At 41.3% G+C, this 23,842-nt stretch carries 15 protein-coding genes; 3 read left to right on the forward strand and 12 right to left on the reverse strand.

What is annotated here, in order from left to right; translation table 11 throughout:
• Positions 1-109: 109 nt before the first annotated feature.
• The 7 genes from FQ608_RS19680 to FQ608_RS19710 form a co-directional block, all read right to left on the reverse strand.
• Complete coding sequence (locus FQ608_RS19680; protein ID WP_158860208.1) at positions 110-940, reverse strand: AraC family transcriptional regulator; 831 nt, start codon at positions 938-940, stop codon at positions 110-112.
• A 77-nt stretch (positions 941-1,017) separates the two neighbouring features.
• Entirely contained in the window at positions 1,018-3,177 is a 2,160-nt protein-coding gene (locus FQ608_RS19685; RefSeq protein ID WP_158860209.1) for a glycoside hydrolase family 31 protein, read from the reverse strand.
• Between the two features lie 90 nt (positions 3,178-3,267).
• Positions 3,268-4,944 (reverse strand): RagB/SusD family nutrient uptake outer membrane protein, encoded by a 1,677-nt coding sequence (locus tag FQ608_RS19690; RefSeq protein WP_158860210.1) that lies wholly within the window; start codon positions 4,942-4,944, stop codon positions 3,268-3,270.
• Between the two features lie 30 nt (positions 4,945-4,974).
• Positions 4,975-8,088 (reverse strand): SusC/RagA family TonB-linked outer membrane protein, encoded by a 3,114-nt coding sequence (locus FQ608_RS19695; RefSeq protein ID WP_158860211.1) that lies wholly within the window; start codon positions 8,086-8,088, stop codon positions 4,975-4,977.
• A 710-nt stretch (positions 8,089-8,798) separates the two neighbouring features.
• Positions 8,799-10,703, reverse strand: coding sequence for a glycoside hydrolase family 97 protein (locus tag FQ608_RS19700; RefSeq protein ID WP_158860212.1), 1,905 nt, complete (start codon positions 10,701-10,703; stop codon positions 8,799-8,801).
• 17 nt (positions 10,704-10,720) lie between these two features.
• Positions 10,721-11,668, reverse strand: a complete 948-nt coding sequence (locus FQ608_RS19705; RefSeq protein ID WP_158860213.1) for a glycoside hydrolase family 97 N-terminal domain-containing protein — start codon at positions 11,666-11,668, stop codon at positions 10,721-10,723.
• Positions 11,669-11,672: 4 nt separating this feature from the next.
• Positions 11,673-13,202 (reverse strand): DUF4955 domain-containing protein, encoded by a 1,530-nt coding sequence (locus FQ608_RS19710; protein ID WP_158860214.1) that lies wholly within the window; start codon positions 13,200-13,202, stop codon positions 11,673-11,675.
• A 264-nt stretch (positions 13,203-13,466) separates the two neighbouring features.
• Between FQ608_RS19710 and FQ608_RS19715 the strand changes: the two genes are divergently transcribed.
• A complete protein-coding gene (locus tag FQ608_RS19715; RefSeq protein ID WP_394351675.1) occupies positions 13,467-14,339 on the forward strand; it encodes an AraC family transcriptional regulator in 873 nt (290 codons plus the stop codon).
• Between the two features lie 31 nt (positions 14,340-14,370).
• Here the strand turns inward: FQ608_RS19715 and FQ608_RS19720 are convergent, their stop codons facing one another.
• Complete coding sequence (locus tag FQ608_RS19720) at positions 14,371-15,585, reverse strand: Gfo/Idh/MocA family protein (protein ID WP_158860216.1); 1,215 nt, start codon at positions 15,583-15,585, stop codon at positions 14,371-14,373.
• Between the two features lie 129 nt (positions 15,586-15,714).
• Between FQ608_RS19720 and FQ608_RS19725 the strand changes: the two genes are divergently transcribed.
• Positions 15,715-17,082 (forward strand): Gfo/Idh/MocA family oxidoreductase, encoded by a 1,368-nt coding sequence (locus FQ608_RS19725; protein WP_158860217.1) that lies wholly within the window; start codon positions 15,715-15,717, stop codon positions 17,080-17,082.
• A 938-nt stretch (positions 17,083-18,020) separates the two neighbouring features.
• Here FQ608_RS19725 and arfB read toward each other — a convergent pair.
• The 4 genes from arfB to FQ608_RS19745 all read right to left on the reverse strand — a co-directional run bounded on the left by arfB (position 18,021) and on the right by FQ608_RS19745 (position 21,184).
• Entirely contained in the window at positions 18,021-18,437 is a 417-nt protein-coding gene (arfB, locus tag FQ608_RS19730; protein ID WP_158860218.1) for an alternative ribosome rescue aminoacyl-tRNA hydrolase ArfB, read from the reverse strand.
• A gap of 124 nt (positions 18,438-18,561) precedes the next feature.
• On the reverse strand, positions 18,562-19,269 hold the full coding sequence (locus FQ608_RS19735; protein WP_199856421.1) for a tetratricopeptide repeat protein: 708 nt from the start codon (positions 19,267-19,269) through the stop codon (positions 18,562-18,564).
• Positions 19,270-19,274: 5 nt separating this feature from the next.
• The gene (locus FQ608_RS19740) at positions 19,275-20,702 is read right to left on the reverse strand and encodes a CCA tRNA nucleotidyltransferase (RefSeq protein WP_158860219.1); all 1,428 of its coding nucleotides are present in this window, start codon (positions 20,700-20,702) and stop codon (positions 19,275-19,277) included.
• Positions 20,699-21,184: a hypothetical protein gene (locus FQ608_RS19745; RefSeq protein ID WP_158860220.1), complete on the reverse strand. Its 486-nt coding sequence runs from the start codon at positions 21,182-21,184 to the stop codon at positions 20,699-20,701. The genes FQ608_RS19740 and FQ608_RS19745 overlap by 4 nt, the downstream gene beginning before the upstream one ends.
• A 118-nt stretch (positions 21,185-21,302) precedes the next feature.
• Between FQ608_RS19745 and FQ608_RS19750 the strand changes: the two genes are divergently transcribed.
• A complete protein-coding gene (locus FQ608_RS19750; protein ID WP_158860221.1) occupies positions 21,303-23,711 on the forward strand; it encodes a penicillin acylase family protein in 2,409 nt (802 codons plus the stop codon).
• Positions 23,712-23,842: the final 131 nt, after the last annotated feature.

Below are 23,842 nucleotides of genomic sequence, written 5' to 3' on the forward strand. Positions count from 1 at the left end.
TTTTGGGTTTTATCACATTATGAATTTAGTCAATAATTCTTTTACTTCAAATTGAAATGATTTATTCCTTCAATGGTATGCTTAACTGGGGGTACGATGCTTCTCTCCACTAATCAAAATAGAGCTGTTGATATTTTAATGGGCTTATTCCAATAATTCTTTTGAAGGATTTGAAAAATGAAGCAAAATTATTGAATCCGGATTCTAACGCCACCATCTGAATATTGGTTTGGTTCTTAATTAACAGATGACAAGCATGATTCACTCTGATGTCATTCACCATTTCTGTATAGGTGATTCCTGTATTGGACTTAAAAAATCGACAGAAGTAATTAGGACATAGGTTGGCCACATCCGCTATTTCCCCAAGTTCAATTTTTCTTTTGAAATTCTCCCGAATAAAAGAATAAATCAGCTGAATTCTTCGATCAGTTAAGTTAAAATTTTTAAAAACGCCTAATGTTGACAACATATTAATTTCCTTAGAACAAGATATTAGCGTTAAGATTTCTAAGAGAATAACAATCCTTTTTGTACCCACAGAATTATTAATCAATTGCATTGACTGCCCGATTTTTCGTCTTGTAGTACCTGTTATTTCAATACCTCTCCGAGAATGCAATAAAACGGACTTGATAGCCTTGTTTTCAGGCAAATTTAAGAAATCATTCCCCCAAAAATCCTCTTTGAAATGCAAAACCGTAATCTTTGGCTTGTATTTAGAGCTTTTCTCTTTTGGGGGAATGTCATCAAATTTCCAAAAATGGGATAACCCAGGGCCTATTAATACCATTTTACCCTTTCGGAAATTACCTATTCTGTTTCCTATAATCTGACGTCCCCCAACATTATGAATATGGATCAATTCGACTGCGGTATTAGAGTAGGGAAAGTTACAATTTCTTACAATTGGAACATCCATTACATCAATAGAATGCAAGGAGTTATTCAATCTGCTAGGGAACATTGGAATCGACTTTTTAAATCATTCAATACATTCTTTATTTTGTTATGAAATTATTGCGAGGTCATGAATTTCCAGGTAATCTTTCCGAGATTATCCGGTTTCCCTTTTTCAGCAGGTGATAGGCTACCCTTAAACTTTCCATTATTTTGTTTCACTACTTGAACCTCTCGCCACGAAAAATCTCCATTTTCATAGTCGAACGTCTCTCCATCATCATCATACAGATGATATTTCCCGTTTTTATCACCGTAGAACCTAAACTCAATATTTATTTTTTCTCCCTTTTTGGGCGCATGTAATATGGGGTCTGTAAATGGAATAATGGCTCCATTCTTTACATAAACGGGTATTTTATCCAGTCCTGGAGTTACGGTTATTATTTCTGATTCCCCAGCAAAATCCCCTGTGTAGAAATCATACCACTTTCCCTTTGGAAGGATGACCTTTCTTGTGGTTTGCCCAGTAAACATTGGTGCAACCAGTAAATACTCTCCCGTCATATATTGGTCTTTTATCTCTTTTCTAACTGCTTCAGCATAGGGGTTAACTTCCAAATCCACATCATCGTCCGAAAGTACTTTTTCTTCGAAATTCATTGAAAATCCATCCTCAAGATCCATTCCCCGGATTGGAGGGATACCATGAAAATGATATTTCGCAAACTCACTGTACCAATAAGGCATCATCTGCATTCTAAGAAGTGCCATATCCTTAACTTCCTTTTCTACCTCTGGATAAGACCATGGTTTGGTCCCACTTGACCACGCATTAATCATTGCCATTGGAGAAAACACTACAGATTGCATTCTTCTCAGCCACTCCTCCGCAGTCTTGGATGCCCTAGCTTCAGGAGTCCAAAGAACCCCGCTATAGCTGCTATTAATCAATGCGGTAATAAAATCTTCGTGATTGTAATAGTCATTATAAATCACATAAGGAAACGAGGTGCCTCCACCGTTTGAAGCCCTCACCAAGCCATAAGTTCGCTGATTGTTTTTTCGGAAAATTTCAGCACTTTGTTTTTGGACCAGCAGACCATACGTTTGCCGCATCTGTTCCGCACTTATTCCAGATGGGAATTTGGCAACGTCCGGCCACAAGTATCGGTCATAGCCGTCTACTTCATCTATTTTATATCCACTTACTCCAATGCCCACATGTTCTTTCTCAAAATGATCCCAGAAAATATCCTGGGTTTCTTTAATAGTAAAGTCAGGAACAATTCCAGCCCATACCGTGTGCGTACCGGTATAGGGTAGAATTTTTTTATATACAGGAGATTCTGGAGAAACAAAGGGATTTACCCAAAGATTTACCCTTACCCCTATATCTTTTAATTCATTCAAGAAGGCTTCTGGTTCAGGAAATCTTTCTTCGTCCCATACGAAGGTATTGGGATAGGATTTGCTTTGCCAACCCGGTTCCAGACCTATGAAATCAAGTGGAAAACCCTTTTCCTCGAAAGTTTTAGCTTCTTCAATTACCTGGTCCGCAGTAAATAATTTATGAACTCGTTGGGTAAAGCCCAAACCCCACCTGGGAGGCAGCGGCCCACCGCCCGTGAACAAATTATATCTACTCATGGCCTCCAAAGGCGTTGGACCCGCGAAAACATACACCTCAACGCCTTTTGATTGAACCAGCATTTCAACCGCGTCAGAATATGGCCTGGAGGTCCAATTTCTATCTGTATTTCTATCTCTGGCCTCCGGTGCCTGATCGCTGTCTTTGCGCGCCGCAGTTCCTGCGTAGACATCAATATATCTGGCTGAATTCACGAATACGCCATAGCCTAGCGATGAAATATACAAGGGCACAGGCGCATGGGTTCTACCATTATCCCTACCACCATAATGATCCACATGCAACTGTAATATTTGGCCCCTTTGGTGAACAGTTTTAAAGTTAAGGCCAAACCCGAAAATCTGCTCTTCTACCTCAAGGGGTAACCTTAAATGTGTGTTGTCTCCGCTTACTTCGGCCTTAAATTCAGAAATGTCAAAGGGGAAATCACCTCCCTTTCGTTTTTTCAGCGCATCCCATTTTGGAGGAACATCTGAAGCCTTTAATAAATCATATTCATCAGGTTGGCCAACCGTTGTCTTCCATACTCCAGGGGCAATCTCTTCCCATTGGATATCTTGCGCTTTTAGTAAACTGGAGGAAATAAAAAAAATAAAGATTATTAATATATTCAAGTGCTTTAGCATCGTTTGGGATTTGGTAATTCGGTATGATTAAATATGTTAAATAATCATCTGGACGCTTTTTACATCAAGGTCCAGATGATTATTTCGGAATTAACGTAACGGATCAAACGTTCCACCAGGCCATCCTGCAGTTTGTTCCAAATTGCTATTAAGCTGTAGGTGGCTTAATGGAATGGCATAGAAGTAATACTCCGGCCGCCAATTGATGTCGAACTGGAAATCTACCAAGATCTCTTCATGGGTGAAATACTGATCATAGTCCTCCTCCAAATTGGCGTTTTCCACATCTTCGCGTGTAATTCCATCTTTCAGATCTATTCTCAGTCCATGTCGTCTTGTCCCATTCAACTCGCTCTCAAAAAGCTTATTTCTTCTCAAATCCCAATGTCTCTTTGACTCAAAAGCCAATTCAATTTTTCTTTCTTGAAGAATTGCATCGTGCATTTCTTCCCGGTTCATTGAGGGGCTAAGTCCAAAAAGGGAATTACTTCCTGGTTCTATGCCAGCCCTTGCCCTAATGGCAACCAATTCCGCATAGGCCTCTTCCCCTAATCCGACTGCATTGGCACATTCTGCAAGATTTAGCATCAATTCAGCAAACCGTAGTTCTATCCACATGGTTGTCCCCTGATGAGCTGCAAATGGGTCATCTGCTTCATTTATCGCTTTCCTCGTATAAAATCCGGTTTGGGTAGGGTTATTTGCTTCTCCACCTGCATATGTCCACTGTCTCCTGCCTGTTTTACCACTTAGTTCCCAAAGTGCACCATTATAGGCGATGGTAGCCTGAAAGCGGGGATCCCGATTTTGCCAGAAAAACATTTCATCATAATCAGGATGATTCTCTATGGGCGTTCCATCCACCATAGGAAATGATTTTACCATCTCCCAAGTAGGCCAATTTCCTCCAGTAGCATTTTGAGATTCATCCAAGGGCCTTGTAGCTGCTGCCCATTGATGCACATTTAGCGGAAATTCATAGCGCTGAACAAAAATGGCTTCCCGGTTCATCTCATCAAACCAAAGATTTTCAAAATTATCATGCAACCCAAATCCTCTTTCACTCAGATATTCTTTGGCTTCCTTATTAGCGTTGTAAGCGGCTTGCCAACGACCATTGTCATTTTCCGGATTGAACTGTGGACTTGCGTAGTACAACAAAAACCTTCCTTTTACCGCCATAGCGGTACCTTTATGCACATGCCCATCATTTGCACCGGATCCTGAAGAAATTTCCGGCAATAAATTGATGGCTTGATCAATATCGGAGATAATCTGACTCATAGATTCGGAGGTAAGATTTCGCTCCACTAATAAATTATCTTCCAGTTCCTGTGGGAAAAGAATCAGAGGAATGCCTCCATACCTATTTACCATTTCAAAATACCTCCAAGCCCTAAAGAAGTAGGCTTCTCCTTTCAATCTGTTTTTCAGGTTTTCATTTAAACTACCTTCATCAATATTAGTTAAAAGGATATTGATGTTCCTAATCTGGGCGTAGGGCCAGTAGTTAACAGAGTTTTCGGTCAATTGACCATACATGTGTCCTCCTCCTCCATTCGATTCATCGGAAATGTTTGACTCCCCTGCAGACCAACCAGGAAGATTATCTGAGTAAACTCTATTAATATAAGCCTCTGCCAATAATGGGTCACTCCAAACATCGGTTTCATTCACAGCACTTAAATCTTCCAAGTCGAGGATATCATGACAATTGGTCATCATAATACCTATAGCTGCTATCAATATTAAATGTATTTTTTTCATTTGATTTTTGATTTAAATTTTTTCAGCCGATTATATGATGATATTCAAACCTACGGAATAGGTCTTCATATTTGGGTAGGACCGGATATTGTTTACCTCAGGATCAAATCCCCAATCTCCAATAGAATCATGGAGCAAAAAGAGATTGGTACCAGAAAAGAATATGCGAATATTGTCCACTCCTACAGAATTAAGAAGTGGCTTCGGTAAACCATAAGAAATATTCACGTTTTTGAGTCTAAGAAATGAGCCATCCCGTAACCAAAAAGAAGACTCGTCAAACCGGGTCCGGTAATGAGTTCCCCTATAGCCAGGATATGATCCGTCGGGATTATCAATCGTCCAACTATCAGCCCAATATGCGTAAGAAGACTCCTCTGCCCTTCTTTGAAAATCCCTTCCATTGGTATGCATCATAACTTGATGACCGGCAACTCCCTGAAAAAGCGCTTCGAAGCTAAAGGAGCGATAGGATGCTCCAAAAGACAATCCAAAATTCATGGGCGGAGCACTGTATCTGGACAACCACTCCCGGTCATCCCCGGTCACTCGGCCATCTGCCTCCTCAGAAACCGGGCCCCTATTATCCTGGTAATTCAACATTCCCAACATGGGGTTAATGCCCAAGATATTGTATCCTTCCGGAAGCGCATCCAAATCAGCTTGAGTTTTTAAAATCCCCGTAGCGACATATCCAAAATGTCCACCTACTGGTCTTCCAATCCGAGATTGATGAGGCCGGAGGTTTTCAGCCTCGTCTAATTGAATGATTTTATTTGTGGCGTAACCGAAATTTCCCCTAATCCGATAGGTGAATTGATTGTCGCCACTACCATAACTTCTATTATAGCCCAATTCCACCTCAAATCCTTTAGAATCAATTTGCTGATAATTTTCATCTGGCATAATAGCACCAAAGGTGCTAGGTATTGCGGTTTGCCTTGATCCTAAAATATCAATGGTATTCCTGTGAAAAACATCCACAACCAAATTTAAGCTGTTATTCAAGAAAGTTGTGTTTAGGCCCAGATTGTAGGACTTTGATTTTTCCCAAGTAATGTCCCTATTTACTAGACGACCGGGCGTAAGACCCTGAGAAGCTGTATTGAATATGGCTCCATTATTAATATTGTAGGACTGAAGCCATTGGAAGGTACCCACTTGGTCATTTCCCAAAATTCCGTATGACCCTCTTATCATGATATTGTCAAAAAAGTTGCTGTCGAAGAAGTCTTCATTGGATAGTCTCCAACCACCGGATACTGAAGGGAAAAAGCCCCATCTGTTTTCCGGCGCAAAAACCACCGATCCGTCATACCTGAAAGAACCTTCAAGCATGTATCTGTCATCATAATTGTAACCCATTAATCCCACATAGGAAACTCTAGCTGTCTGAAGTTGACTTCCATTTACCTGGGAATGCTCTGGGGCGGCACTTCCACCTATAAACTGATCCATGGTGGGAGAGATAAAATTATCCCGTCGTCCCTGAAACCACTCATGATCAGTTTCAGCTTGCTCGTAAACGAACAATCCGTCAATAGTATGATTTCCAAAGGATTTCTGATAATTAATCTGTCCATTCAACTGATAACGGCTCCTTTGGTCATTTCTCCGCAACAGAAAATCTTGGGCTGCTCTCGGTCTAATACCAACTGGTTCATTACCTACAATATGTTTGTGTTCTCCCAATAAATTGAATAATGTCATATCATAGGGAAGATTAAATTGCTTCCGTTGTTCATCTCTCCTGTAAATATTATAGGTTACTTTTGCGGTTAGTCCTTCTACGAAAGGTACGTCGTATTTCAAGCCAACCCTGGTCTCAAATGCTCTCCAAGCTCTATTGTCATACCCCGCCATCTGGTCTATTACGGCCCCTGGATGCCATTCGACCCAGTTTCCTACAGGCTGTCCATCAATGTATGGAGGCACCATATTAGGTCTCAAAACCAATGCCTTATATAAATCCTCATGTCCCCAATCATTGCCACCCCAACTTGGGCCATTGGTTTGCCTATTATCTGTATTTATATCCATCGTCAGTGAAAGGTTATCGGTAACCTTCACATCAACGTTGGCCCTTAAATTAAGCTTGGTGAAATCCAAGTTATCGAAGGATCCAGTGCTATGGGTATATGCACCTCCCAAAAAATAATTAACCCTGTCTGTACCGCCACTAATGTTCAACGCATGTTGTGTAGTCACCGGATTTTGCCACATTTCATCCACCCAGTCCCAAGAATTGTTTCTAAAATAATCTAACTCATCCTGAGTATAGTAATTGACATTATTCGGTGGAGTATTGATATAATCGTATGCATTATTAATTCCTGAAGCATGCTCATACGCATTAAGGCTCCGTGGTAGTCGGGTGGGTGTTTGGACACCAACAGTTCCATTGTAATTCAGTCTCGGTTTGCCTTCCTTTCCTCTTTTTGTGGTTACCAATATAACACCGTTTGCTGCCCTAGATCCATATATGGCTGCTGATGCGCCGTCCTTCAGGATTGTGACACTTTCCACTTCACTAGGATGAAGGCCATCAAATGCAAATTTGTCATTGATCATTCCATCAATGACATATAGCGGAGCGGTATTGTTGAATGTCCCTTGGGATCTAATTCGAACATTCGATTCCCGACCGGGCGTACCGGCATTTTGCGTAATCGTAGTCCCTGCCAATCTTCCCGCTAAGGCATTAGAAAGGTTATCAGTGGGAACATCTTGAAAATCCGCCGCATTGACTGATGCTACCGATCCTGTCACCATGCCTCTTGCCTGAGTTCTATAACCCGTGACAATCACTTCTTCTAATTGACCTACATCAGGCAACAAAGAAAGGTTGATTTCATTTCTGTTTCCGACAACTATTTCAGTGGTTTTATAACCGATGAAACTGTAAACCAAAACAGCCCCATCACCTACTTGAATGGTAAATTTACCATCAACGTCTGTCACGGTTCCATTGGAAGTGCCTTTTTCCAATATGGTGACTCCCGGCAATGTAATCTCATTTTCATCTGTAACCACGCCACTTATTTGTTGCCCAAGCACAATAGACGCAGAAGCAAAAAACACCACAATAAGTGGAATTAGGTTACCTGAAAACTTCCTAAGTGAAGTACGTAAGCTTTTTCTCATAATTTTTGGATTTATGTTAATGAAACTTTAATGCCCCCATTATAAAATCTGTATCACCAAAACGTAGTGTAAATTTCATCTGAAGGAATTCACAATTTTACGTAATGATTCAAAATTTAATTAGGTAAAAAATGTTCAAATAGGGGGTAAAAAATGTTCACGGGATTTTTTTTGAAATAATATACTAAAAATGAATTATGCTAAAAGAATAATCTCCATATATTTTACTTGATTGAAAGATTTTTACATCCAACATATTTAATCAATTAAGGGTAGGTTGATGTACAGATCAAAATCTAATGAATGAACAAATAATGAATTGATGTTTCAAAAATCGGACTAAAGAAAGTATTCCCGGAAACTTGCCAAATAAAGAATCTTGGCGGTAGAAAAAATAGTAGCATATGAAATTTTCCACTTTTCGGCAAGCTCTGAATTTCCATTTTAATCCCCTCATATAAGTCAAAAAGTCTTCCGAAACAATTCTGGTGGTAAAATAAAATATGAAGGTTATTACTCTAAAAACCCGAATTAAATTTATTTTGATCCGAAAATAAATTCTAAGTGGTTCTCACTATTCGAAAAAATCGTTTCAAGAATCTTTCTAAAATATTTTAATCAATACATTTCTTACATTTGAAAATGGAAAAACCCCTTCATAAGGGGTTTTTCCAATTATGGCATGGGATTGAAAAGGTTACGCATTTACATTATTCTGAAAATTTCGCTATAAATCCCCCTCCATCGTTTAAATCAATTCGGAGTGTCTCTTGTCCTCCTTCCAGTGTCCCATTTTCTACGGAAACTGACCCATCATCTTCCGGATCATCCTTTACTATCAAACTAGTATATTCTTTTCCTTTCAGGAATGACAAAGGTACTTCAATGCTTTTGGCGGTAGTTCCACTCATTACAGCCAAAAACCATGTATTGCCAGATCGTCTTGCAAAGACTGCCATTTCTCCAATTTCCGACGGAGGAAGCACTATGGTTTCGTCCCAAACAGAAGGAATACTTTTTATCATTTCTACCGCGGGGTTTTCAAGCATCCTTTCCGGATTGGCTGCATAGGTAAGCAGGGGAGTATTCATAATGGCTCCACTGGCTATCTGGTGTGCCCATGTAGTATTTTCCCTGCGTTCCCCAAAATGCATAGGAGTATATTCCGCATGTCCAGCTAAAAATCTGGTAAATGGAACCGTGGTGTTGTGAGTAGCCTTATCATCAATTTTTCTAGCCTCCATGCCTCTTATCGCTTCCCTAGTCAGTTCATTGGGCCATGTTCGGGACTCTCCCGTAGGTTTATTTGCACCGTGAAAATTTACCAACAATTTCAATTCCGCAGTTTCCCTTAAAATATTTTGATAAAGATCAATAACGTCTTTGGCCTCATGATCAAAAAAATCAAGTTTTACACCGGCAATTCCTAACTCACTGCAGTGTCTAAAAAATGCCATCCTATCCTCCTTGTTTTGAATCGTATTGGAATGTTTCCACAACCAAGTCCCCACTCCTCTTTCATTTCCATACGAAACAAGATCTCTGATCTCTTCCTCTGACCAATTTCTCCAAAAACCCTCCAAAATATTATGCTCAAAGCCCAACTCTGCTGCTTGGTCGGTGAATTTCTTCATGGTTTCTAAGGAACCATCACCACCACCATCTAAGTATTTCCAAACGGCCCTACCAGGCTTAATCCAAGAAGTATTGATACCATCTGGAAAAAGATCTTTATCAGGAGCTGGATTAAGATGATGAACTACATCATTATTTACCATACTATTTAGATCCTTGCCAACCAATATAACCCGCCAGGGAGTTGTAATTGTGCCACTCACACGGGCAGGTTTTGAAAGCCTTTCCACATCTTCTTCCGAATATCTCAACTCATAAGGATAAGAGGTTGGTTGATGGTGGGCCAATCGAATCTTAAACTTGCGATTATTATCCATCTGGAAAGCCATACCGCTATAATTCTTCAAACATGCTTCAGTAATTGCAGCAAATCCTCCATTTCCCGGCAATTTATAGGTCACTGGCGGAGCCATCCAGTCACCCGGGTTGATTTGTGAAATATTTTCCACTTTGTGCACACTTTCATAATGCATTCGCAAATCATGGTGCCAAACCGTACTTCCTTCCGGGATAGTAAATGATGTCATCTCGTCAGGAACTTGCTCAGTCCCTTCATCTCCTGGAATAATTAACTGAAATGCAGCGGCATTGTCAAAAAGCCTCAAAACTAAATCAAAATCTACCTCCTGATTATCAGCGATGTTTTTGAGGTGGAGTGTGACCTCGTTATAATGATTATCAGCTTTAAGATGGGATCCATGCCGATCATAATTTTCTTGGAAGGATGCCTTTTCGATATCAACTATCTTTAGGTCACTCGTAATTTCCCTGTCATCTATTGTCATCACCATAGGAGAATTCTCCACGACGAGGTTTCCATCAAAGGACACAGAAAAATTTAGCGTGTCCGATTCATCATCCAGTTCAAAAACAACCAAACCGTCGGGACTGTTAAATATTCTTTCGTCAGCAGCGCTAGAACAACTTAACAATCCGCATATCATACCTAATAGGATTAAATTAAATTTCGAATGGATCATAATTATGGGTTTATTGTTTATTTAAATATTTTGGTAAAACTATCTTTTGGTAAACTGTACAACATATCCTCCTCCCGGCAACATGTGAACGGGAAAGGTGTCTCCGCTTCTTGCAAGCGCATTTTCCATACGTATGTTCTCCATGGTGTGGTAATTTGCCCTTCTAATTTAGCGGGAATTGTGAGTCTGCTAGCATCCTCAATGGTATAATCATGTGCAAATGGATATCCTAAGGGGGCCTCGTGACCAAGCCTACTAACCAGGCCTCCATTCCCGTCAGCTTGGAAAGAAAGTCCCGCATAATTTCTAAGACCCGATTCAGATAGGGAAACATATCCGGCATCGTCGGGTAATTTTAATGTTAAAGGTGGAGCTGCCCACTCCCCTTTTCCAATGTCTTGGATCAGCTTTTCTTCATAAATGCCTTCATAATGCCAATATAGATCGTGATACCAAACTTTACTTCCAGTAGTAAATTGAAATGTGGTAGACTCCTCAGGATTTCTTAATCCCTCTCCCGGAATTTTAAATCTAAATGCTATGCCGTCATCAAATACCCTAGCTTCTAGGGTGTAGCTATAGGATTTGTTAATGCTTTTGATTTCAATTAAAGCACCGTTATATTGGTTTGTCCCAGTTGATTGAATACCCCTGCTGATAAAAATTGCATTTAAAGTGAATCTCTCTATATCTCCCAGGGAAACATCGTTATTAATCACAGAACCATCTATCTTCATGATAAGGGGAGATGGTTTTAAATCGACCGTTTCTCCAAGTCTTACCTCCAATTGTAAAGTTTCCTGGATGACCATCAAATTTAGGTTCAGATTCCCACTGGGACTCTCTACAGTATAGGTGTTTTCGAAATTGTCGTTATTTCCTGCGAATACATTTAAATGTCCGATGAGGAAAGCAAAAATTAGAACAAATATATTTCTAGATACTATCAATACATCCACGAGCATAGAATCAAAAAGGTTTATTCAATCTCAAATCAAGCTGAGCCTCAAAAAGGGATTTGGGAAAAACTTCCTCACCCCGTAACTGATCAATCCCAACATTTTCAAATGTGATTTCTCTGTTTGCCCTAAAACCTACAAAAATCGGATCCGCAATGGTATAATTCCGTCTTCTTTCCAGGGACCAAAAATCATAATGAAAGTCCTTTTCTGACAAATACATAAAATTCCAGAAAACGAGGTGCTTTCCATGATGGGGAAGACCAGGCAGGGGACCGCCCAAGTTATAAAATACGCCACCGTGAATATCATCAAATAAAGTAGCATAGGGTTGCCCCGAATGACTGTCTATAATTTGATCTTCGCCCATCCTACATTGGGTTACCACGGTTGCGACTCCACCATATCCTGTACCCGGTCCATGGTGATGAGCTCCATTAAAATCGCAATTCTTGATTAAAACCCCATATCCGGATCTGGCATGTATAGAAGTGTGCCCCTTTTTGCCATATATATTTAAATCCTTTACAGTGATTTGATACCCATTTCTTATATTGATCACTTCATTCCAATCTTTGAACGCACAATTTCTTATCCATGAATTTTTTACATTTTCGAAGTTTATCGCAACCCAACCTTGGTCATGGATGGCATCTTTATGGTGATAAAATTCCTCCGGATAGGTTGCCCAATTACCTGTAAACAAAATATCGTCGACTCCACATTCTTCTATACTTGTAAAACTAAATAGTTCAAAATCATAGTCTTCCACCATCGAAATAGCTATGTGTAGTGGGTTTTTAAATTTTACACTATTATTTTCAATTCTTTCTATCGTATGGATTTCCTTAATTTGCATTCCCCCATTTGGGCCAAATAGTCTTGTCCATGCACTGGAGAGTGCCTTTGTCCCGAAATACTGTCTGGTAAAAGCTTCACTTTTATGCATCAATACTACGTCCTGACCCTCCTTCAGTGTGGAAGTATTTTCAACCCTTACCCAAAAACTTCCTCTTTGGCTGTCTTCAGTTATTTTTGTTAACTTTTTGCTCTCCAAATTTGGGGGCTGAAACCTAAATTGCCTACTACCCACCCGCATATTTTCCTGAAAGATTTCAGTCCCATTTTCTCCACTTCCACTACCTTTAAGAATAATATTGCTTTTCGTAATCAAAAAAAACTTATCTTTATTCTCGTCCGGTGCAATCAGGTATTTGCCAGGTGGAAAAAAAACTACTCCTCCATCATCATCCGATTGTGCTGCATCAATAGTCCTCTGAATTGCCTCATCATCAAATGTATCATCATTTGGGATCGCTCCATAATCGGTAACATCAAACACTTTCTGTTTATAGGTTGTAGGAAGGTCAATTTCTGAAAAATGATATCCGGCATAGGAAAAATCCGGTAAGGTAGCAACTACCCGTTGGTCATCTTGGGCAAGTTTAAATTCTGTCCAAAGCGGAGCAACCTGCTGCCCATATGCCGAAAAACAACTTAACAATAGGAATAAAGAATTTATACTTTTTCTGCGTCGCATATATGTTTTAGGAAATTTGCGGTAATTTTTCTTGGATTTAGATTATATGACGTGCAATTTAGTTAGATTACATACTAGAATTGTAAACGATTTTAACTTTGAACTAAGCAATTTTAACCTTTTCATATTTTTCATATGTTTAATAAATAAATAGACCCCAATTAAAAATGATTCCCATTCACCGAACCAATGGAACTTTCTGGGACGTTGGATTGAAGCAAGTAAAGTTGTATGTCAAAACTATTTGAATTAGGTCACTATCAAATGAATGAAAAAAGCGAACCCATCACTCAACAAAAGCCATTCGAAAGTAACCCCACCGCCTCTTTTACCATTCAAACGGAGATAATATCCGGATCCCATGTGATTTTACATCATCATCCCGAAATCGAAATTGTCCAAATAAACCAGGGAGAGGGACAGCTTCAGGTTGGAAATTTAAAGGTCAATTACACAGCAGGCAATGTTTTTATTCTTGGACCTAACCTTTCACATTGCTGGCATATTAGTGATATTGTCGAGGAGGAAATGAACCTAATTCATTTTTCTCCTGAATTTTGGGGAAAGGGATTTCTTAATCTTCCCGAAAATAATGCAATAAAGAAATTATTGAATTTAGCTGATTGCGTGATTAAACTTCCAATCGAATCCGAACCAGTATTTTCAATTCTATTTGACCATACCTTAAATTCATCGGAGAGCAGCAAAATCATCGGGTTACTTGAAATTTTAATATTACTGTCAAAAACTAACGGTTTGCAATATTTATTAAAAGGGGACAAACACAATACTCAGGATCACCCTACCAGATTACCAAAAATCGAAGTGGCTCTTCAATATATTCAGAATAAATTCAAAAACACGATTACATTGCGGGAGGTAGCTGCTTTGCTAACTATGAACCAAAATTATTTTTGCCGTTATTTTAAATCCCAAACAGGTAAAACCTTTGTGGAGTACCTTACTGAAATTCGTGTTCGGCATGCTTGTAGCCTAATCCTGGAGAAAAAAATGAATTTAAAGCAAATATGCTCTCAAAGTGGTTTCAATAATATGACAAGTTTTCACAAGGCATTTAAAAAGATAACTAAAACAAGCCCCTTAGAATTTCAAAAAGAACATTTAAATGACCCTTGAAATTGATCTCAAGTCTTAAAAAAATGATAAGTCAAAAAACCGGTATCTCCATCGTCTCCCCATCCTTAAGTGCTGACTGATGGGCAACTATACCTGGAACCGTATAGGCCAGAGCTTCATGAATATCCACCATCGGTTTTCTATTGCTTAGGATGGCATCTATAAATTCGTGGGTGATAAAGGTATGAGATCCGTCATGTCCACTGTTGTGGCGAAGTGCTTCCGGAAGTAGGTCCGAATTCCACCAATCGGGCTGATCGTAGTTTTCTTTTTGCGCCTGTTTATACAAAAATCCGGCATCATCTCTTCCTAGCTCTTCGGAGCCGTTGATTTTGATTTCACCTAAACCGTTGGGGTCTTTGCCATACAAGCTCATTTTGCTTCCATGCCACTCCCCACGCTCGGTACCCATCAGCGCACCCCTCCAGCAGATGGATATCCTACTGGCATTTCCCTTATCCGTTCTGAATAGCGCAGTCTCATTCCAAAAGGGGTTATTATAGGGATTGCCTTTCAACGCCTCACTTTGATCTCCCCAACCTAGGCAACTTACACTAGTAAGGCGTTCCCCAGTCACAGAAATGGGGTAGGCGGTGCAGTGGGTGGGATACAACATTGGCGGCAGTCCAAACCGCCAAGTGGGTTTGCCTCCTTCAAAGTATAATACTTCCAAACCTGGGTGGTGATACTCTGCTTCAGTTCGAAAAATATCACCGAAATCTCCCTTTTCATAATATTTTCTGGCGGAAATAACCACTTGATGAAAGGTGCTAGTCTCGGCCATCATATAGGTCAATCCGGAAGATTTTACCGCCTGATAAAGTCTTTCGCTTTCTTCCAAACTTAACGCTGCGGGTACGGCACATAGTACATGCTTTCCAGCCTCCAAGCAAGCGATAACATGGGCGGCATGATCCGGTGCAGGGGTAGCCACAAAGACAGCCTCCACCTTGGGGTCTTTCAACAACTCAGCAAGCGAATTATAGCTTTTGGAACAATGATACACTTCTATCAGCTTTTCCCTTCTGTCTTTCCGCAAGTCACTGACTGCTTCCACAATGCAGTTGGGGTGTTCGTGAAAATAAAAACTGGTGCCGAACCTTCCTCCTACCACGCCTACACGGACTTTTCTGTCGGATTTAGGAGTTCCAGCAAAGGCAAAGCGGGGATGAATTAAAAGGGAAGAGCCTAAAATTCCGGCAGTTTTCAGAAAGTGTCTTCGGTTAGCTTGGGTTTGATCTGGCATAGACTTTAAGAAAGATAAATGAGTGGCTAAAATAAGGACAAATTTTATTATTTCTATTAAAATCAGTAATATTGATCGTCTTAGTAAAAATGACTTATTTTCACAATCGATAAACCCTTATTCCATTCCATGACCCCTCTCCCAATTGACCGCCGAAATTTTATCAAAGGTTCCTCCGCACTACTTGCACTTACCACTTTTGGGGCAAGTGCGATAAACATTCCGAAGCCGGCTAAACCTTACCGGGTAGCACTAATAGGAGCAGGATGGTATGGAAAAAGTGATTTGTTCCGTTTGATACAGGTAGCTTCTGTTGAAGTTGTTGCGCTTTGCGACCCGGACAAAAATATGCTCGCAGAGGCTGCCAAATTGGTAACTGAACGACAGGAATCGGGAAAAACACCACAATTGTATACTGATTACAGGAAATTACTGGAAGAACATTCCCTTGATATTGTGGTGATCGGAAGCCCTGACCATTGGCATGCTTTACAGGCCATTGACGCCCTAAAAGCGGGTTCCCATGTATATGTCCAAAAGCCCATCAGCGTGGATGTGCTGGAGGGAGAGGCCATGGTGGCTGCCGCACGCAAATATAATAAAGTGGTGCAGGTCGGTACCCAACGCAAAAGCACCCCCCACCTGATCGAAGCTAAGAGGAAATTTGTGGATACAGGCCTTTTGGGAAAAATATCCCATGTGGATATGTGTTGCTACTATCATATGCGTGCCAACGGGAATCCTGATGTTGAGCCGATACCTGATTTTTTTGATTATGAACAATGGACGGGACCAGCCCCACTTCTTCCCTATACTGGATTGCCTCACAAAAGATGGTGGCGCACCATGATGGAATATGGTAATGGAATCACCGGTGATATGTGTGTGCATATGTTTGACACCGTACGATGGATGCTGGGTTTGGGATGGCCAAAAAGCATTAATGCCAGTGGGGGTATATTTGTACAAAAAGGGGGAAGGTCCACCATTGCGGATACCCAAACTGCCACCTTTGAATACAATGAGCTTAACTGCGTTTGGCAGCACCGGTCTTGGGGAACACCTGCGGACCCGGAATATCCTTGGGCATTTGTCCTTTATGGGGATAAAGGCACCTTAAAAGGAAGTACCATGCGTTATGATTTTATCCCACAGGGAGAAGGTGAAAAAGTTCACGGGGAGGTTGTGTATGAGCGGGAAAAATATCCGGAGGACCTTACGGAAAAGGACATTGAATTAAATGCCGCCCCCGCCACCCGGCTACATATGTTGGATTTCTTGAAAGCCATCGAAGAAGGTGGAAGGCCAATAGCTGATATTGAGGAAGGGCATATTTCCACGGCAAGTTGCATATTGGCCAATATTTCCATGGAGCTGGGGCGACCGCTGGTATACGATCCGGAGAAGCGGATTGTGGTCGGAGATCCGGAGGCGACTAAACTGCTCCAAAGGCCTTATCGGGGGGATTGGAAGCATCCATATGGGGAGAAGAGTTAGGATAATCAAGCGGATTTGATAGATGGATGGGACATGTCAGGTTAGGTAAAATTGAATAGTAGTTGGCCATTGCAAATGGCCTTTAATTGATTGCGTTTCACAAGCATTTCTAGGATAAAAAGGTGTAGTGGATACTACACCTAGTCGGGGGCATAGCAGGTTTGGTGAAAATCAGATAGTAGTTGGCCATTGCAAATGGCCTTTAAACGATTGCGTTTCACAAACAAATCTCGGATAAAAAGGGCCTTATCGGGGGGATTGGAAGCATCCATATGGGGAGAAGAGTTAGGATAATCAAGCGGATTTGATAGATGGATGGGACATGTCAGGTTAGGTAAAATTGAATAGTAGTTGGCCATTGCAAATGGCCTTTAATTGATTGCGTTTCACAAGCATTTCTAGGATAAAAAGGTGTAGTGGATACTACACCTAGTCGGGGGCATAGCAGGTTTGGTGAAAATCAGATAGTAGTTGGCCATTGCAAATGGCCTTTAAACGATTGCGTTTAACAAACAAATCTCGGATAAAAAGGTGTAGTGGATACTACACCTAGGCGAAGAGAAGAGTTAGGATAATCAAGCGGATTTGATAGGTGGATGTGACATATCAGGTTTGGTAAAATCGGATAGCAGTTGGCCATTGCAAATGGCCTATAAATCGATTGCGTTTCACAAGCATTTCTAGGATAAAAAGGTGTAGTGGATACTACACCTAGGCGAGTTTAAAAGGTTGACGGGGCATGTCAGGTTTGGTAAAACTGGATAGTAGTTGGCCATTGCAAATGGCCTTTAATTGATTGCGTCTCACAAGCAATTCTCGGATTAAAAGGTGTAGTGGATACTACACCTAGGCGAAGCGAGTACTTAAGATTCAAAAAAATCTTTGTGGTCTTTGTGCCTTCTTTGTGTCCTTCGTGGTCTTTTTTTATTAGGTTGGAACTACCAGTCTTTCTTTCTGTTTTCCTTAACCTGTGCCCTTACTTTTTTGGCTTTGATTCGTTTCTCTATGGCAGCCTTTCCGGGTCGGCTTGCTTTTCGTATCTTCTTTTTTTGAAATGCCTCATGCAGAAGCGCGTAAAATTTATCCTCAGCAATTTCCTTATTTTGAAGAAGCGATCTTTTCTCCTGGGATTGAATGGAAAGATTTCCCTCCTGATCGATCTTGTTGGCTAGTTTGCGTAGTAAAACCTCTTTTTCAGCCTCATCCAAAACATGTGAATTCGGAATGTCAAACTTTAACATTGCCTTGGAATTTACTTTGTTTACATTTTGCCCACCGGGTCCACTACTACGGCTTGCCTGAAATTTAAGTTCAGGATTCAGCAGTCTGCGGCTTAATTTCTCAAAGATGGGCATAGATGTTGAAGTGAAAAAACGATCGACTTGTAAGATTTTAAACGAAGAATTCCCGGCAAAGAATAGTTAAATTCGTTGCCGGGAATGAAATCTGGCGCCTGTAGCGATTTATACTACAAAACTGTTATAGTTCTGCAGCGTTCTTTTTTGCCAGTTCAAATTCCGGATTCATGGCTAACGCCTCTTCAAAAGCCACTTTGGCTTCGTTATTACTGCCTTGGTCCTTGTATATCAATCCTTTCAGGTTGAGTGCAGCAGCTACCATTCCTACTTCCTGTGTCTCATTTCCCTCTGTTGGAAAGCTTAATGTCTGTTCCACTGCCTTTTTATCCTTAATAAGCATATTCACAGAGTTAAGTGCTTCCTCATATTTCTTCAAAGAATATTGAAGGTAGGAAGTTTTATAAAGACTGAATGTATCGCCTGTCAGTAAGTGTAGCGATTCGAAATACGGCAATGCCCGCTCCAACGCTCCAATTTGCTCCAAACTGTAGGCTGCTATCTCCAACGCCGTAATGTTCTTGGAATCTCTTTCCAGCATATCCATTGCCAATAGTGCCGATGAGCTATACTGTTCCATTTCAAAATAAATTGAAGATAGTAATTCCGCATACTTAGGGTTCCTGGGATTTCTTTCCATCAAATCATACAGCTTTATTTTTGCCACCGACACGTCGTTATAGCGCATTGCCATTTCATAGATTCTCTGGTCGGTTTCATTCCTCTGTCGAAGATTGTCAGGAAGTTCGGGTTTGGGTTCAGCAGTTTCCTGTGCCACTGCAACACCTAACCACATTAAATTAACAAATAAAATCAGAATACTTTTTTTCATTTCTACTATCGATTATTTTCAGTTTTTTGTAATCCACGCACTTTTGCCAATTGAAACAATAACTCCAAAGCCTCAATTTTATTGTTTTGTATTTTGCCGTCTAAGATAGCTTCTTTTATTTCTTCTTTTAGTTCTCCCACTACTTTCGATGGCTTTAGGCCAAAAATAGTCATTATTTCATCTCCTGAAACAGGAGGCTGGAAATTTCTCAGTTGATCTTTTTCTTCCACTTCCAGCAACTTGGCTTCTACCCTATCAAAATTGGCTAAAAACCGCTTCACTTTCGTGTTGTTTTTCGAAGTAATATCTGCCCGACAAAGCTTCATTAGATCATCAATGTCATTTCCGGCCTCAAACAAGACCCTTCGCAAGGCTGAATCGGTAACCTCATCCTTGACCAAGGCGATTGGCCTTAGATGCAGTTTGACTAGGTTCTGAACATATTTCATCCGCTCATCCATCGGTAGCTTCAGACGCCTGAAAATAGTCGGTGTCATTTTTGCGCCTTTGTCCTCATGCCCGTGAAACGTCCATCCACTCTTTTTGTTGAACCGCTTAGTGGCTGGTTTGGCAATGTCGTGCATGATTGCCGCCCAGCGTAGCCAAAGATTGTCCGAAACCGTAGCTACATTATCCAATACCTGTAGTGTGTGGTAGAAGTTGTCTTTGTGCGTCTTATCCCCTACGGAATCTACACCCTGCAAGTCCACCATCTCCGGGAAAAACTCCTGAAGAAGCCCGCTGATAAATAACAGCTTAAACCCATAAGAAGGCTTATCTGTTTGGATAATTTTATTCAGTTCATCAATAATCCGCTCTCCGGATATAATCGACAACCGATGGACATTGGATGTAATTCCGTCAAAGGTATCCGGCTCGATATCGTAATTAAGCTGCGCCGCAAAACGTACTGCCCGCATCATCCTAAGTGGATCGTCTGAAAACGTAATGTTGGGATCAGTGGGGGTACGGATAATTTTCCGCTTCATATCCCTCATCCCGTCAAAAGGGTCTATAAGCTCGCCGAAATTCTCTGGATTGACCGCTATAGCCAACGCATTAATAGTTAAATCCCTCCGCTCCTGATCTTCCTGTAGTGTGCCAGCTTCCACGTAGGGTTTACGGGAGTCAGTTCTATATGATTCCTTTCTTGCCCCGACAAACTCCACCTCCCAATCGTCCAACTTGATCATGGCCGTACCAAAATTTTTGAAGACTGAAACGGGAACATGAGCACCATAGGTAGCCGCCACTCTTCTGGCTAAATCAATACCGCTCCCCAAACACACAAAGTCTATATCCTTGCTGGGACGTTTTAAAATAAGATCCCGTACATATCCACCTACCACGTAGGTTTCCAAGCCCAATTCTTCAGCACACTCACTAACCCGCTGAAAAACCTCTACTTCTCGCAGTGCTTCTTTAAAATTCATGGCTTGATTATTTTCACCTGCCCATCTGCCGAAAGATACATCTCCTTTACATTTTTTTGCTGTAACGGAAATGGTTCTTCCAAAATTAAAGTTTCGATCCCTTCGTTTACCTCTTGGCAAACTAGAATTTGACCACTTGCAAACAGCATTTTATTCCAAAATGGTTCTTTAATAAGTGCAAATTTAATGATTCCTTTTGAAATAGGGCCACTTTTAAGCATTGGTGAAACTGGGGTATGAAATATGATGGGTTCTTCTGCCCAATCTATGATATCCAATGAAATATCAGAAAAGGCCGGGGCGATCGAACGAAGCTGATACAGATCAAAAAGGAGGCAAACACCCTCCTTTGCTTCCCTGTCGGTGAAGGAAGAAAGCTTAGTCCACTTCATGGGAAGGCCCCTACCCGCCTGTAAAAAAACACTCCCGTTTTCTTTTACTTTTTTGATCAAGGTTTTTATTTCCAAGAGTTTTTTTTGCAAAGAAAGCGGAATTTAGGGTTTTTTGAAATAAATTATGCGGTATATCCAGTTGGGACGTGCAAGAAAAAATTTCATGACCAGTTTAAAATCGACATTTATACTCCACAATCAACCACTCATGACAATCCGCTATATCAAAAAAATTTCACTGGCTGTCTTTTTATTACCTATCATGTTGCTTTTTTCCTGCCCTCAGGAATCTAAATATCCACAACTTCTTGACCAAGTCGAAGTTATTCGGGATGAAAACGGGGTAAACCATATCTACGCGGAAAACGAGCAGGATCTATTTTTTACGCAGGGATATCTGGCAGCGAAGGATCGGCTTTTTCAATTTGAACTTTGGAGGAGACAAGCCACGGGAACTTTGGCGGAAATACTTGGGGAAAAAGAACTGGAAAGGGACAAAGGAGTGCGTCTTTTTCAGTTCAGAGGTGACAAAAAAACTGAATTAAACCATTATCATCCCCGCGGGGAGCTTATCGTAGATGCCTTTGTGGACGGTATCAATACCTACATCAAAGAGGTTATTGACTCACCGGAACTGCTACCCGTAGAGTTTAAGATGTTGGATATTTTGCCCGGTTATTGGAGCTGGGAGATCGTGGTGTCGAGGCATCAGGGATTGCTACAAAATGTAAAACAGGAGTTGAATTACTCTAGAATTGTTTCCCTAATCGGGGCGGAAAAGACAAAAGAACTCCATCATTTCCACCCCTTTGAGCCCTCTTTGGAAATTCATCCGTCCATACCGAAAGACCTGCTCTTCAAAGACATCATCGCTCCCTATGATGCATTTAGATCTGCCCTCACTTTCAGCCCAGAAGATATCAAGGAAGCCTATAGAAATAGAAAAGAAGCTTTTGACAAGGAAATAAAAAAGATTGCGGAAGAACGGACAATTATGGAAACCATCGACGCATCTTCGATCGGAAGCAACAACTGGGTAATCAGCGGGGATCTATCTGAAAGTGGATTCCCCATAATGGCCAACGACCCCCATCGGTTACAGGCAGTTCCTTCGCTCAGGTATTGGGTCCATTTGCATGCACCAGGCTGGAATGTTGTGGGAGGTGGAGAACCTGCTATTCCGGGAATCTCCATCGGCCATAACGAAATAGGTGCCTGGGGATTAACAATTTTTCAAACAGATAACGAGGATATGCGGATCTATGACCTGCACCCGGATGACCCCCTACAATATAAGTACAAAGGAGAATGGGTTAAAATGAAAGCAATTTCAGATACGATTTTAGTCAAAAACCGGGAACCTGAAATTGTAACCCATTACTATTCCGTGCATGGCCCCATTACTTTTATAGATGAAGAACTTGAAAAAGCGGTAGCCATCGAATGCGCCTGGCTAGAACCGGGGGGCGCTCCCTACCTCGCCAGTCTTCGGATGGGGCAAGCCACCACATGGGAAGAGTTTAGGGAGGCCTGCCGCTACAATCATATCCCCGCCGAAAATATGGTGTGGGCGGATAAAAATGGAAATATTGGCTGGCAGGCAACTGGTATTGCCCCCATTAGAAAGGGGTATTCCGGTTTGGTGGCTACTCTGGGGGACGGTAGCCAGGATTGGGAGGGATATCAGCCTATGCTGGAACGCCCCCATGGTTTCAACCCTCCGAATGGCTTTTTCGCCACCGCTAACGAAAACCAGGTAGACAACACTTATCCGTTTCCCGAAGCCCTTGGCTATACCTGGGCGGACGCTTTCCGGGGAGACCGCATCAAGGAAGTCCTGAGTTCAGGTAGAAAACTCAATTTAGCCGACATGGGAAACCTCCAAAATGATTACCTTTCCTTGCCTGCAAGGCAGTTGATAGCCGAATTAAGTTCCATTTCTATCCAAAATGGGAAAGGTAAAAAGGCTCAATCCATGCTCTTGACCTGGGACTTCATCTTGGATAAAAACTCGATTGAGGCTGGTATCTATGTGATGTGGGAGCGCACGTTGCGGAAAAACCTTGGCAAAATTGTCATACCGAAGGAAGTAGCTCCTTACCTGACCGAACTCAATATGACCAAGACCATTGAATGGATCAAGAAGGGCGACCCTGCCATTTTTGGTGAAGGAGGTAAAGATGGATTTCTAGCAAAAAGTCTGGAAGAGGCCATTCTGGAGCTGGAGAAAAAATTGGGCACAGATTGGAACAACTGGCAGTATGGACAACCCGACTACAAACATGCCCTTATCCGACACCCACTTAGTGCCGCAATATCCGAAGAATGGCGGGAGAAAACCGACCTGGGCCCAATTCCCCGCGGAGGATACAGCTTCACTCCCGGTGCAAACGCTTACGGGGATAACAATACCACTGGAGCCTCACTGAGAATAATAGTGGATACCGGCGACTGGGAAAAAACGTTGGGGATCAATAATCCCGGTCAGTCAGGGGATATAGAAAGTCCGTTCTATGGCAATCTCTTTCCGATTTGGGCTGAGGATGCTTACTTTCTGGTGCCCTATTCAAAGGAAGCGGTAAAGAACAAGCAAGTTTCGTCTTTTACAATGAAATAAAAGGGTTTTTACCCACATTTGTCACAGCCGCAGGAGCCGGATTTCTGCGGCTTTTTTCGAAGAAAGCTATTGTAGATCCAATAGGCCAACACGCCGAAAAATAAGGTGAAAACAACGATTTCTTGCCACAT

This window comes from Lunatibacter salilacus (assembly GCF_009797935.1).
GTDB classification, from domain to species: Bacteria; Bacteroidota; Bacteroidia; order Cytophagales; family Cyclobacteriaceae; genus Lunatibacter; species Lunatibacter salilacus.